Here is a 13,124-nt window from a genome sequence, read left to right on the forward strand (position 1 = left end):
CGCCGGCGGGCAACTCCGGTAATCGGGCTGCCCGCCGCAGCAAGTCAGGTGTAGGGACCGCGGCAGCGACTGCGGCGCAAAAAGAATTCAAGAGAAGCCCGCGCTTCTCGGGTAGAAGGCTTCTACAGTGGAACTGTTTCGCAATACAAATATCGACTTCCTGAGCAAGAAGTGGTTCTTTCTCGCTCTCTCGCTCGTCTTCTCCGTCGCTGGCATCATCTCCATGGTTGCCTGGCACGGCATCCCGCTCGGCATCGACTTCCGTGGTGGCACTGTCGTGGACGTCAAGTTCACCCAGTCGCCCAACGTGGATGCGATCCGCCATGAGCTCGACCGCGCCGGTCTGAAGAACCCGACCATCCAGGCCGACACTCGCCCGGGCCGCAACGAGCTTCTCATCAAGCTCGACATCCGCGAAACCAGCGAGCAGGCACTCGATCAGGGCAAGGAAAAGATCATCAATGCCCTCGAGACCAACGCTCAGCCGGGTAAGACCGACCTGAACAACATTGGCTACACCTCGCTTCAGGACTACCTGCTCAAGAACGACCCCTTACATCTCGGAACCGATGCCCCGCAGCAGTATGGCCAGATGGCTCGCGCCATTGTTGATTTCCGTGACAAGACTCGCGGCGGCGTGCTGAATGCGGTTTCCGATATCAGCGGCATCGTTCCCGGCCCGGTCGTGCAGGCGCTACAGCAGGACTTCTTCACCTCCAACTTCGGCGTCCGCAACGTAGAAATCGTCGGACCCCAGGTCGGAGCTCAGCTTCGCCAGCGTGCATTGCTTGCTACGCTGTACTCGTTGCTCGGAATGCTGGTGTATCTCTGGTTCCGGTTCGAGCTGATCTACGGTGTTGCTGCCGTGGTCGCCTGCTTCCATGACACGCTGATCACCGTGGGTGCTTTCTCGCTGCTCAACACGGAGATCTCGCTGACGGTCATCGCCGCCATCCTCACCCTGGTCGGCTACTCGATGAACGACACGATCGTAGTCTTCGATCGTATCCGCGAGAACGTGAAGCTGCTGCGCAAGGAGTCGCTCACCGAGATTGTGAACCGCAGCATCAACCAGACGCTGAGCCGAACTGTTCTGACCTCCGGACTGACGTTCCTCACCGTTTTGGCACTGTTCCTCTTTGGTGGCGAGGTTTTGCACGGCTTCTCTCTTGCCCTGGTCATCGGCATCATAATTGGTACATATTCGTCGATCTTCATTGCCGCTCCCATGCTGGTTGCATATCAACAGTGGCGGGGTAAGCAGAGCGTGCCGGGAGCGCCGGCCACCAGTACTGAAGGCCGTCGCTACAAAACTCCTGCCAAGGCTTAACGCCGGGCTGGTCTAAAACGTGGTTCAGACAAGGCGGGCAGACCCCGAGGTCGCCCGCCTTGCTGTCTTCCGAGTCGGCTTTTCTGGTCTATCTGATTTTTTTGTGAATTTTTTTGAGGTTCGCGCCCGATTCCGGGAGCAAATGGAATCTCCCCGGTGTCTATTTGATTAAGTAACGGAGAACAGGCTTATGTTTGAAGACAGCCTCTTGGAGTCTGGCGGGAGGAACTCGAAGTTGCACCGGCGCGGCCCCTGGGCCACTATGGTGTCGTTCCTGATCCAATTCGCCCTCGTCGGCGTACTCGTGCTGATTCCTTTGATCTACACTGAAGCACTTCCCAAGCAGCAGCTGATGGGTTATCTGGTTGCTCCTCCTCCTCCTCCTCCTCCTCCGCCTCCACCGGCGGCGACCCCGGCGCCTGTTAAGGTGGTCAAGGTTCAGACCGAGATCGACAACGGTCAGCTCAAGGCGCCAACCACGATTCCTAAAAAGATCCAGATGATTAAGGAAGAGGACACTCCGCCGCCGTCGAGTGGTGGCGTTGTGGGTGGTGTAGTCGGTGGCGTACCGGGTGGTCAGGCCGGTGGTGTTGTCGGTGGCGTGCTCGGGTCCATCGTTTCCTCTGCTCCCACTGCGGTTCCCAAGGCGGCTACCCCTCAGCGCGTAAAGGTGTCCTCCGGTGTCACCACCGGTATGGTGATCCACAAGGTGCAGCCGACCTATCCTCCGCTGGCCAAGCAGGCTCGCATCTCTGGTGCGGTGGTGCTTCAGGCGGTGATTGGTAAGGATGGCAGCATTCAGAATCTGCGTGCGGTCAGTGGTCACCCCATGTTGATCCAGAGCGCCATTGATGCCGTGCGGCAGTGGAAGTACAAGCCGTACATTCTGAATGGCGAGCCGGTCGAAGTGGATACGCAGGTCACGGTCAACTTCAACCTGGCGGGAGCAAGCTAGTCCCGAATCAGGGGTAATCAGTTTCTGGCTTGCGTTATCGGCCTGAGACGGTTCCTTAACCGAACTTCAATGGTGGCAGGCGCATCTCTCTTTAGAGATCCTGCCAAACCTGCGGGTAGCTCCGCGTAAGCGGCGGCCCGGAAAGATCGCGCAGCAGCGGCTGCGCACTAACTCGAAAAATCAGAACTCTTTCAAGGCGTTCTGAGGAGGAAATTTCACTCATGGTTCTCGCAAACATTGCAACTCTGGTTCTGTGCAACCTGCACCAAGCCGCGGTCCTGCTCTTCCAGGAACCCGAGGGTGGTATCGGATGGGATCCGATCTCGCTGTGGAAGCAGATGGGCACGCTGGCCAAAATCGTGGTCATCGTCCTCTTCCTTATGTCTGGTTGGTCGATCGGTATCATGATTGATCGCGCGCTCGCCTTCTCGGCTGCCCGCAGCCAGTCGCGCGCCTTTGCCCCGGCCGTTGCCGGAGCCCTGAAGGACGGCAAGATCGAAGAAGCGATCAAGGTTGCCGACCGCAACAAGAAGAGCCACCTGGCCAAGGTTGTCGCCGCCGGGCTGCAGGAGTTCAAGGCTCATGGTGAATCCACCGAACTGCCTGGTGAAGAGCTCGAAGCTTCCCGTCGCGCCCTCGAGCGTGCCGAAGCGATCGTCCACGCTGAACTGAAGCGCGGTCTTGCTGGTCTGGCCACCATCGGTTCTACCGCCCCGTTCGTCGGTCTGTTCGGAACCGTGGTCGGCATTTTGAATGCGTTTAAGGGCATCTCGGGCGCCAAGGCAACCGGTCTGGCCGCCGTCGCTGGTGGTATTTCGGAAGCTCTGGTTACGACTGCTATCGGTCTGTTCGTGGCTATCCCGGCCGTCTGGATGTTTAACTACTTCACCGGTCGCGTCGAAGCGTTTGACGTTGAAATGGAAAACAGCTCCAGCGAGTTGATCGACTACTTCCTGAAGCGCCGCAACGTTCGCCGGTAACTGAACTCCCGGAGATAGGAACGAAATGGCAAACGGCAAGAAGAAAAGGATCGCAGGCGTCAACTCGGATATCAATGTGACTCCGATGGTGGACGTGATGCTCGTATTGCTGATCATCTTCATGGTGATCACGCCGATGCTCCAGAAGGGCGTCAGCGTGACCCTGGCGAAGACAGACAATCCGATCAAAATGCCTGAGGCCGACAAGGAAGACTCCCTCATCGTGGCTGTCATGCGCGACGGGAAGATTTACTTCAACTCCGACTCGGTTACGCCTGAGACATTGACCGACAAAGTGAAAGACAAACTTGCGAACAAGCCCGACAAGCGCATCTTCGTGAAAGCCGACGCCGGCGCCAAGTATGGCGACGTGGTCTCCGTGGTCGATAACGTCCGCTCCGCTGGAGTGGATCAGCTCGGCCTGCTCACCGAAGAGCGCAAGCAAGGCTCGCTCGAGTCACCGGCTACGCCCGGGACCAAGTAGGAGACAGCCGCTATGGCAATGGCAGTTGGCGGTGGGGACGGTGGTCCCCAGGCAAACATTAACGTAACGCCGTTGATTGACGTGCTGCTCGTGTTGCTCATCATCTTCATGGTGATCACTCCGCTCACGCCCAAGGGGCTCGACGCGCTGGTTCCCCAGCCGCCGAAGCAGCCCCAGAAGCAGACGGAGTCCAACGATCGCACGATTGTTGTTCAGGTGCTCAAGAACAACACGATCAAGATCAACCAGGACGACGTTACAATCGACAAACTCCAGGGCCGTCTGGAAGACATCTTCAAGACGCGTGCTGAAAAGGTTGCGTTCGTCAAGGGTGATGAAGACCTCACCTTCGCCGACGTAGCCGCAGTGATCGACAAGGTCCACGCCGCGGGTGTGGACAAGGTGGGTCTCATCACGGCCAAGATCGAACAGGGTCAATAGCCGTATCGCGAGAAAATGAGTACCGGGAGTGCGGTGCGAGCCGCGCTCCCTCCTCCTCGCAAGCTCCCGCATCGAGGTTCGGGAGAGTGAAGCGCCAGCAGCCTGCATCGGCCACCATTGGGCTGGCCCGGCTCCGAAGCTTCCCCTCGAGACCTTAAACTCCGGCCAAGAAATGGCAACGGAAGGTGACATCAAATGAACAGAATCGTACGCGTGCTGGCCGGTTTGTTCCTCGCTCTCATCGTACTGGCCTCTGCCGGCTGCACCAAGCTCCAGGCTCGCGACCACCTCAACAAGGGCGTGCAATCCTACAAGAATGCCCGTTACGAAGAGGCGATCGAACACTTCAAGACGGCCGTCAGTCTTGATCCCAAGCTCCTCAACGCGCGCATCTATCTCGCCACCGCCTACGCTCAGCAGTATGTGCCCGGCGCCGAGACGGAAGAAAACAAGCGCTTCGCCGCGCAGGCCATCGACGAATACAAGAAGGTACTCGCCGTTGATCCGAGCAACATCAACGCCGTCAAAGGTATCGCCTACCTCTACCTTCAGCAGAAACAGTTTGACGACGCTAAGCAGTACTACAACAAGGCCGTCCAGATCGACCCGAATGATCCGGAATCCTACTATTCCGTGGCCTTCATCGATTGGACTCAGGCTTACAAGTTCCGTCAGGAAGAACGCAACAAGATTGGCATGAAGGCCACCGACCCGCTCAAGGACAAGAAGGTCTGCGACGTGGTCAAGGCTCACAACGCTCCCATGGTTGAGGAAGGCATCAACCTCCTCAACAAAGCCCTGCAGCTCCGTCAGGACTATGACGACGCCATGGCCTACATGAACCTTATGTATCGTGAGCGCGCCGACTACGAGTGCGATACTCCAGACGCCCGCATCGCCGACCTCAAGGCGGCCGATGGCTGGGTGGACAAGACCATCGCTACCAAGAAGGAAAAGGCCAACAAGGCAGGTGGTCCGGGCGGAATCGTTCTGGATCAGCAACAGCAGCAGGGCAAGTAAGCGTCCTCTGTGGCTTTTCGCTGCGGCCCCTCTTCGGAGGGGCCGTTTGCATTTGCAGTGAAAATTCTGATTCCTTCTCTCGCCCGCTGTGTTCTAGACTAAAGCTTCACAAAACATCTGGAGTGAGTTGTGGCTGTCGATCTCAGTTGGGAACTTACTATCCTCGAAATCGTGCACGGGTTCTATCTCAACCTGCTCCACGAGTTTCTTGAGGACGAGGTAACCCCGCCGCGCGGTCTCGAACCTGAGTCCCTGCGCGCGCGAGATCGCGACGTTGACACCCTGCTGCCTGCCATGCGTCGCTGGCTCAAACTGCTCGACATGGCGATCACCCCGGAAATGCTGCGCCACAGCCTCACCGCCACGGTCGATCAGGACCTGGCCGAAGCTCTGCTCCGCTACTACGCCCGCAAGCAATCCAAGAACGATTTCGATCGCGACAAGACCGATTTTGTCGCGACGTTCCTATATCGCAATCCCCGCGTTCCGGGTCAGTGGGAGCGCCGCGGGTATTCCATGGATGGCGTCGCCCCGGTTCCACCGTTCGAGATTGCGCTGATGGAGATTCTCGACGACGCCGATCTACCGCAACTTACGCCCGACGAGACGCGCATTCTCGACGAATTCGAGTACCTGAGCGAAGAGGTCGAGCACATCAGTCATTTCGACCGCCTCATGGATTCCGGCCTGATGCAGAAGGCACGCACCATTAAGCACACCTTCGGTCCGGCCTTCTACCATCCGCACGCGCTGGCTACCATCGCCCCTTACAATGACAAGTTCGGCCGACGCTTCACCGAGCTCTTCAACTCAGCCACTTCGCGCATCAAGGCGTTTGCCGACGACATCCAGCAACGCGGGGGCAGCCTATCCTCGCGGGTCGATGGAGACGTCACCGTCCAGCAGCTCACGCAACTGGAAGTGCAGAAGATCCTGAAGACCGAGTACCGCCGCGCCCAGGATCATTTCCGCTACGTTTCGCGATTGAAGAAGGCCGTCGACTCCCGCGCGCACACTCGCATCCTCGACGAAGCATCCCGACCTGCGAGCGCAATCCGTGTTCCGACTCCGGCGCCACCTCCGATGCACGCAGCGCCCCCTGCGGCCGTACCCTCGCCCATGTCGAGCATGCATAGCTTTGGGGACCAGGCGTTGTTGCAGGAGGAAACTCGCATCCGTTCCGTGGAAGATTCGCTGCGCAGTTGGGTTCGGGCTGCCGACGAGCGCTTCCGGCAGATCGTTCCCATGAAGTTCGGCAACTTTGTCCTGCAACCGCACGAAGCGGATGCCTGCGCCGCTGAGTTTCATCAGGAGAAAAGTTTCCGTGGCGACAATGCTCGTGCTCTTGTCCGCATGGTGGCAGTCATGGCGCGCATGCAGGCTGAGATAGAGGAGTTCAAGCAGCGTCAGGACTCAACCCACCTCTGGCGTCCCCACGCCGACGCGCTTGTCCGCCTGCTCGAGGCTGCTTCGAGCGCCACCCAGAGCGCAATGGCTACGCTCAAGATCGCGTCGGATCGTGGATTGCTAGAAAAAGCGAAGGTGCTCACCGTCACTCTCGACCGCCTGCGCAATCGTATCGAACAGGTGCAGCAAACGTTGGCGCTCGCCCCCATGCAGGCAGCGCACTCGCAAATCTAGTCCCGTACCTTCTGCAAGCGGGATCCTGCTTCGACTTCCTGATTGTCTTCTCTGTTTCCCCGTGACCCGGTTTTTGGTAACATCCAGAACTTCACCCACCTCGGGGGTCTCAAGGGGAGCTCATGTTCAAACGAATTCTTGTCGCCAACCGCGGCGAGATAGCAGTTCGTGTCATTCGTGCCTGTCGCGAGATGGGCATCGAGACTGTGGCTGTCTATTCGGATGTGGACCGTCGCGCTCTTCACGTGCGCAAGGCCGATTTCTGTCAACACCTCGGCCCGGCGCAGGCGTCGGAGTCTTATCTGAATATTCCAAAAATCCTCGAAGCAGCCCGCCGCAGTGGGGCAGAAGCGATCCACCCCGGCTACGGATTCCTTTCGGAGAATGCCGGATTTGCGCGCGCCTGTCGCGAAGCGGGCTTCGTGTTCATCGGCCCCTCACCGGAGTCGATGGAGATGATGGGCTCCAAGACACGGGCGCGTCAGCACATGAAGAAGGCGGGAGTTCCTTTCGTCCCCGGAACTGAGAGCGGTCTTACCAGCGTCGAAGAGGCTCTGGAGGTTGCCGAATCGATAGGCTACCCCGTGATGCTCAAGGCGGCTGCCGGAGGCGGCGGCAAAGGAATGCGCATGGTATCCAGCGCCTCGGAACTCGCATCGGCTCTTCGCGCCGCCCAGAGCGAGGCCCAGCGCTCCTTTGGTGACTCCGAGGTTTACATCGAGAAGTTCATCGAGAACCCGCGTCACGTCGAAATGCAGATCTTCGGCGACACCCATGGAAATGTGATTTACCTTGCCGAACGCGAGTGCAGCGTTCAGCGCCGCCATCAGAAAGTTCTCGAAGAAGCACCGTGCTCGTTTGTCGATCCGGACATGCGCCGTCGTATGGGAGAAGTCGCCGTGCGTGTCGGCAAGGCAGCGAACTACTTCAACGCAGGCACCGTTGAGTTCCTCGTCGATGCCGATAAGAACTTCTATTTCCTGGAGATGAACACCCGCCTGCAGGTTGAGCACCCGGTCACCGAGATGGTCACCGGAATCGACCTCGTACAGATGCAGATCAGTGTCGCTGCCGGCGAGCCACTACCAATCAAGCAGGAAGATGTCGTGCTTCGCGGCAACGCCATGGAGCTTCGCATCTATGCCGAGGACCCCGACAACAACTTCTTCCCATCGCCTGGACGCATCACGCGCCTCATCTCGCCTTCCGGCCCCGGCATTCGCCGCGACAGCGGAATGTACGAGGGATGGGTGGTGCCGCTCGAGTATGATCCGCTGCTGGCGAAGCTCATCGGCTATGGCGAAAATCGCGAGCAAGTCATCAATCGCCTGCGTCGCGCCCTCATCGAGTACTTCATCGGAGGCATCAAGACGAACATCTCGCTCTTCCGCCGCATCCTCCTTCATCCCGAGTTCCAGGCCGGAAGCGTCGACACCGGATTCCTCGATCGCCTTCTCAAAGAGCCACGCATCACGGACGAACGCACCGAGCGTCGCCGGCCAATCGTCGCACTCGCGGCAGCGATCTTCTCTCAACAGCCGCCACCTGGCTCGCAACCAGCGCGCAATCAGGATGGACTGCACGCAGCCATGCCGCGCACCGCAACTCCCACCAACGGAAGCACCAAGCCGAGTGGATGGAAGGCTGCCGCACGCATCGAGGGGGTAGGCCGATGAAATACGAAGTTCTCGTGGATGGCAACGTATATCAAGTCGAACTGGAGCGCGTAAGCAACGGCTTTGAATGCACCGTCGATGGTGAGCCCTATGCGCTTGATGTTGTGATGACCGCGCGCGATGTGCTCTCCATCATCTACGAAGGGCGCAACTACGAAGCCAAACGCGAATACTCATTGATGGGCGAGACCCACGTCATCATCGGCTCGGAGCGCTTTAATACCGAGGTGCGCGATCCGCGTTCGCTCCGCAGCCGCCGCGCCGCCATGGCCGGGCAAGCCGGGCCAGCCAGAATCACCGCTCCCATGCCGGGAAAGGTCGTGCGGCTTCTCATCTCCGAAGGCGATGAGGTCGAACCTGGCCAGGGCCTCATCGTTGTCGAAGCCATGAAAATGCAGAACGAAATCAAGTCTACGAAAAAGGGAAAGGTCACCAGGATCCCCGTTCAGGAGTCCTCCGCCGTCAATGCGGGAGATCTGCTCGTGGTTATCGAGTAAGTGCTCAGCACAAATGAAAACGCCCGGCGCTGATGCCGGGCGTTTTTCCTTGCGATCCTTGTGAAACCTTGCAACTTGCCTCTCTACTGTCCGCTCCCCTTCAGCACCTGATCCGCCAAATAGTTCTCAATCGAGGCGCTGTTGTGCAGCGACTCATAGTAGGCGGCCTTCAGCAGTTGTTCCCTGCGGTCGCGCAACTGTTCGCGTATCGCCTGCTGCACGCGGGGATCGTTCAATTCTCTCTGCCCTGCGGGTTCGCGCGAAATCAGCTTGATGATGCGATAGCCAAATAACTGATGCGTGCCGTTATCCGCCGCCGGAAGCGGTTGCGTAAACTGCCCCGGCTTCAGCTTGCTGATCGCGTCGTAAGCCTGCTTGTCGCCCTGCAACGAGTTCTCGGGGATGAACCCGAGATCTCCGCCCGTGGCCGAAGTGTCCGGCTGCTCGCTGTAATTCATCGCGACGGTGGCAAAATCTTCTCCGCTTTCCAACCGGTTCAGCAGCATCGAGACTTTCTTCTTCGCCTCGGCCTCATTCTGCGCCTTGTCATTCTTCAGGTTTCGCACCTGAGGATTCGGCTGCGTCGTCACCAGAATCTGCGCCAGGTGATACTGCGGCACGATCAGGTTGAACTCCGCTTTGTGCTGGTTGTAGTAGTTCGAGATATCGCTGTCGCTGATGTTGATCTTCGACGTGATCTCTTTGTTCAGCACTTTCTCCACGGTGATCGAGCGCCGCAGATCGCGCTTGAACTCATCGAGTGTGATGCTGCGCTCTTTCAATCGCTGATCGAATTCTTCCTTGGTGAAAGGGGCGCGAATCTCGTTCAGCTTGCTGTCAACTTCTTCATCGGTTGCCAGCAGCCCGAGCTTTTCCGCCCTTTGCAGCAGAATCTCGTTCTCGATCAGTTCGCGCAGAATACTCATTCGCAGGCTCTGCGCCTGTTCATTCGAAGGCGAGGGCTGACCTTCGGTCTGGTTGCGATAGTACTTCTCGACTTCTGAGCGCAGAATCTTGCGTCCGTTGACTCGCGCTACGACGTCTGAGCTGCCCTGCGCGCCTTTGCATCCCGCTCCCGCCAACAATGCCAGCGCACACAGAACCAGCGCCGCGCTCCAAACATTCATCTTGCGTTTCAATCGAGATCCCTCCAAACCCTGCGTGGTACCCAGCTCAACAAACACCAGTTCTGCAAATTCACTGACAAACGTGCTTCCATCGCGATTTTCGCGAGCCGAACGTTACATCGAACTTATTCGCCTGCTCCCGCAGATGCCTTCGCCGGAGGCTCTTCGCCTACCGCCTTCAATTCCTTATCCAGCACTAGCCGCAGCTCTTCGGCGGGCACTGCGCCCTCCAGCTTCGTTCCGTTGATGAAGATAGCCGGAGTCGCCTCCACGCCCAGCGATTCGGCTTCCTTCACGCTGTCGTTCAAGTCCGTCTTGGGCTGCTCTTTTACGCAGCTTGCAAGAGTCTCGGTGTTGGCCGAGTGGCGCTTTCCCATATCCAGCGCTACGCGATCCACCTCGGCTGTCTGCACTGCCTGCGGACGCTTCTCTCCCTGAATCTCACGCCCATTGGCGTGCACGTAATCTGCGAAGTCCCAGAACGCGCCATCGCTCTGCTTCGCCAGGCACTGCGAATCGATCGCCGCACGCTCCGCCCAAGGATGAATCTGCGAAAGCGGAAAATCCTTGTACACCACCTTGATCCGGTCGCCATAATTCTTCAGCACATCGTTGATCGTGCGGTGCATCTGCGAGCAATAGGGGCATTGGAAGTCGTCATAAACAACGACCGTCACTTTTGCGTTTTTATTGCCGCGTACCGGGCGCCCTTTCAGGTCGATCTTCGACATGACTTCCGCCGTGGGATCGCGCGTCAGGTCCATCTTTACCACGGAAATCAGAGTCTTACCATCTTTGCTTACCAGCATCTGCCGCGTCTGTGACTGCGGACCATATGACATCTTCACTTCCATCTGATCGTAGCCGGCGAACTCTGTACTGGGCTTCCGCGGACTCACCTCTACGTTGACATAGGGAGGCAAGCTGAAGGTCGAGCGAATCTGCTTCTCGATTCTGCGGTCCAAGTCTGCGCCGCTCGGGCTCTGAGCCCGGCAACCCACTGCCAACAACAAAAGGCACATCATCATCAAACGGCGCATGCACACTCCCACCAGTAAGGTGCTGGTAAACCAGTAGAATTATCTCACGCGCCCCATTTCAGGGCACCCGCGGCGCTTCAAATAGCGAAGCCGCCAACAGGCGGCCCCGATCATTCATAGCTTGGATTCTCGTATTTCGGTTTCCCGCTGCACGATTCGCTCTATCGCAAACTCTCCACCGCCAGCACCGCATTCATCGACCCCGAGCGGAAGCCTTCCACATCGAGCGCAACGTACTTGAAGCCGCAGGCCTTGATCTCCGCACTCATCCGCGCAAACATCTCCAGCGAGAGCGCCCGTTCCAGTTCGTCGCGCGCGATTTCGATCCGCGCCACGTCGCCGTGGTGCCGCAGCCGGAACTGCCGGAAACCCATAGCCCGCAGCGCATCTTCTCCGCGCTCTACCTGCTCCAGCGCCTCACGAGTCACTTTGCGCCCGTACTCAATGCGCGATGACAAACAGGCCGACGCAGGCTTGTCCCACACCCGCAACCCTGCCTCAGCGGCCAGTGCGCGAATGTCCGCCTTGGTCAGTCCGGCCTCCAGCAGTGGAGCCGCGACTCCGTGCTGCTGTGCCGCCTTCTGACCCGGACGCCAATCGCCTTGGTCATCCAGGTTCACGCCATACGCAACAGCCCGCCAGCCCTTGTCTGCGGCGAACTTTTCCATCCCCGCAAAAAGTTCATCCTTGCAGTGGAAGCACCGCATCGAGTCATTGCGCTGATAATCGGTGTTTTCAATCTCTTCCGTTCGCACCGTGTCCAGCGGAATCCCGCACTCCTGGGCAAATGCGATTGCATCGCGCATCTGCGCCCGCGCCAGCGAAGGCGAATCCGCCATCACCGCCAGCATGTTGTTGCCAAGCACTTCGTGCGCGGCCCAAGCCAGGTAAGCTGAATCTACGCCACCCGAATACGCCACCAGCACCCGCCCTAGCTCTCGCAAATGCGCATAGAGACGCTCGCGTTTTGCAGCCAGTTCGTCTGCTGTTCCAAGGATGATTCCGTCTGAAGCCATGTATACATTCTAAACGAGTGCCGCGCCGGGTTCACGTGGGCCCTTAGTGGCCCTGTTTTGCAGCCTTTTCGATTAGTGCTGCCACTTCTTTCGGTCGAGAGACATACACTGCATGACTTGCTCCTGCCACTTCGACCGTGTCACTCTTCGCCCGCTGCGCATACCACCGCTCCAGGTCAGGATGAATCGCCCTGTCCTTGGTGGCCACCAGCATCCAGCTTGGTTTGCTTCTCCATGCTGGATTCGTGATCACCGCCTTGAAATTGTCGGCTGCATTCATTACCTGCGATCGAGCCATGAACGCCGCCTCGGCCTCGGGCACATCGGCGGCAAAGAGGTCGTGGAACTGTGCGAGGTCAAGATAGGTGAACCCATCCGGTGTCTTCTTGATTGCCGTTGACTTGCTCAGATCGCTCGGAAAGCGCTTGCCGTCATCGGCCTCGTTCTCTCCTGCGTCCGGCATGTGTGCCGCGATATATACCAACCCAACCACGTTCGGTTCATTTCCGGCTTCGGTGATCACTGCTCCACCGTAGCTATGTCCTACAAGGATGCACGGTCCATCCTGCAGTGCCAGTGTTCGTTTTGTCGCAGCCACATCGTCTTTGAATGTCGTCTCCGGCTCCTGCACGATGCTGACTTTGTATCCATCCTTCACCAGGATGTCGTAAACACCTCTCCAGCCCGAACCATCTGCCCACGCGCCATGTACCAGAACGATGTTTCGCACCGGAGGTTTCGATGGAGCCGAGGGCTTTTCTGCCGCGCCGCTCTGCGCCAACATCGTGCTTGCAAACAACCCGAAGAGTGTCGCCGCGCCCCTCAAGACTCGCAGCAATTCGACATGAGTGCTCATCCTCATCCTCCAATCACAAGAAGAGCCCGGAAACCTTCCGGGCCCGCGACATTTGATCGAT

The 13,124-nt window shown here is 58.4% G+C and carries 13 protein-coding genes; 9 read left to right on the forward strand and 4 right to left on the reverse strand.

The annotated features are described in order from the left end of the window. The first annotated feature begins 127 nt into the window (after window positions 1-127). The 9 genes from secF (at window position 128) to AC6IY8_RS16320 (ending at window position 9,024) form a co-directional block, all read left to right on the forward strand. Window positions 128-1,330 (forward strand): protein translocase subunit SecF, encoded by a 1,203-nt coding sequence (gene secF / locus AC6IY8_RS16280; protein WP_497775628.1) that lies wholly within the window; start codon window positions 128-130, stop codon window positions 1,328-1,330. Between the two features lie 190 nt (window positions 1,331-1,520). Beyond that, a complete protein-coding gene (locus AC6IY8_RS16285) occupies window positions 1,521-2,285 on the forward strand; it encodes an energy transducer TonB (protein ID WP_497775629.1) in 765 nt (254 codons plus the stop codon). Between the two features lie 221 nt (window positions 2,286-2,506). Continuing rightward, window positions 2,507-3,265 carry a MotA/TolQ/ExbB proton channel family protein gene (locus AC6IY8_RS16290; protein WP_497775630.1) on the forward strand — a complete coding sequence of 253 codons (759 nt, stop codon included), beginning with the start codon at window positions 2,507-2,509 and terminating at the stop codon, window positions 3,263-3,265. Window positions 3,266-3,290: 25 nt separating this feature from the next. Further along, window positions 3,291-3,749 (forward strand): ExbD/TolR family protein, encoded by a 459-nt coding sequence (locus AC6IY8_RS16295; protein ID WP_497775632.1) that lies wholly within the window; start codon window positions 3,291-3,293, stop codon window positions 3,747-3,749. Window positions 3,750-3,761: 12 nt separating this feature from the next. Continuing rightward, the gene (locus tag AC6IY8_RS16300) at window positions 3,762-4,190 is read left to right on the forward strand and encodes an ExbD/TolR family protein (RefSeq protein ID WP_497775634.1); all 429 of its coding nucleotides are present in this window, start codon (window positions 3,762-3,764) and stop codon (window positions 4,188-4,190) included. 195 nt (window positions 4,191-4,385) lie between these two features. After that, window positions 4,386-5,210 (forward strand): tetratricopeptide repeat protein, encoded by an 825-nt coding sequence (locus AC6IY8_RS16305; RefSeq protein WP_497775636.1) that lies wholly within the window; start codon window positions 4,386-4,388, stop codon window positions 5,208-5,210. Window positions 5,211-5,339: 129 nt separating this feature from the next. After that, window positions 5,340-6,851 carry a hypothetical protein gene (locus AC6IY8_RS16310; RefSeq protein ID WP_497775639.1) on the forward strand — a complete coding sequence of 504 codons (1,512 nt, stop codon included), beginning with the start codon at window positions 5,340-5,342 and terminating at the stop codon, window positions 6,849-6,851. Between the two features lie 122 nt (window positions 6,852-6,973). Next, window positions 6,974-8,527: an acetyl-CoA carboxylase biotin carboxylase subunit gene (gene accC, locus AC6IY8_RS16315; protein WP_497775642.1), complete on the forward strand. Its 1,554-nt coding sequence runs from the start codon at window positions 6,974-6,976 to the stop codon at window positions 8,525-8,527. Further along, the gene (locus AC6IY8_RS16320) at window positions 8,524-9,024 is read left to right on the forward strand and encodes an acyl-CoA carboxylase biotin carboxyl carrier protein subunit (RefSeq protein ID WP_497775644.1); all 501 of its coding nucleotides are present in this window, start codon (window positions 8,524-8,526) and stop codon (window positions 9,022-9,024) included. Before accC ends, AC6IY8_RS16320 begins: the two co-directional genes overlap by 4 nt. An 83-nt stretch (window positions 9,025-9,107) precedes the next feature. Here the strand turns inward: AC6IY8_RS16320 and AC6IY8_RS16325 are convergent, their stop codons facing one another. From AC6IY8_RS16325 to AC6IY8_RS16340, 4 genes are all read right to left on the reverse strand, one after another. Next, window positions 9,108-10,163, reverse strand: a complete 1,056-nt coding sequence (locus AC6IY8_RS16325; protein ID WP_497775646.1) for a SurA N-terminal domain-containing protein — start codon at window positions 10,161-10,163, stop codon at window positions 9,108-9,110. A gap of 113 nt (window positions 10,164-10,276) precedes the next feature. Next, window positions 10,277-11,191, reverse strand: a complete 915-nt coding sequence (locus AC6IY8_RS16330; RefSeq protein WP_497775648.1) for a DsbA family protein — start codon at window positions 11,189-11,191, stop codon at window positions 10,277-10,279. Between the two features lie 161 nt (window positions 11,192-11,352). Next, a complete protein-coding gene (gene larE / locus AC6IY8_RS16335) occupies window positions 11,353-12,207 on the reverse strand; it encodes an ATP-dependent sacrificial sulfur transferase LarE (RefSeq protein ID WP_497775651.1) in 855 nt (284 codons plus the stop codon). A gap of 43 nt (window positions 12,208-12,250) precedes the next feature. Then, window positions 12,251-13,063 (reverse strand): alpha/beta hydrolase, encoded by an 813-nt coding sequence (locus AC6IY8_RS16340; protein WP_497775653.1) that lies wholly within the window; start codon window positions 13,061-13,063, stop codon window positions 12,251-12,253. Window positions 13,064-13,124 lie beyond the last annotated feature (61 nt).

Source organism: Koromonas soli (genome assembly GCF_059726265.1).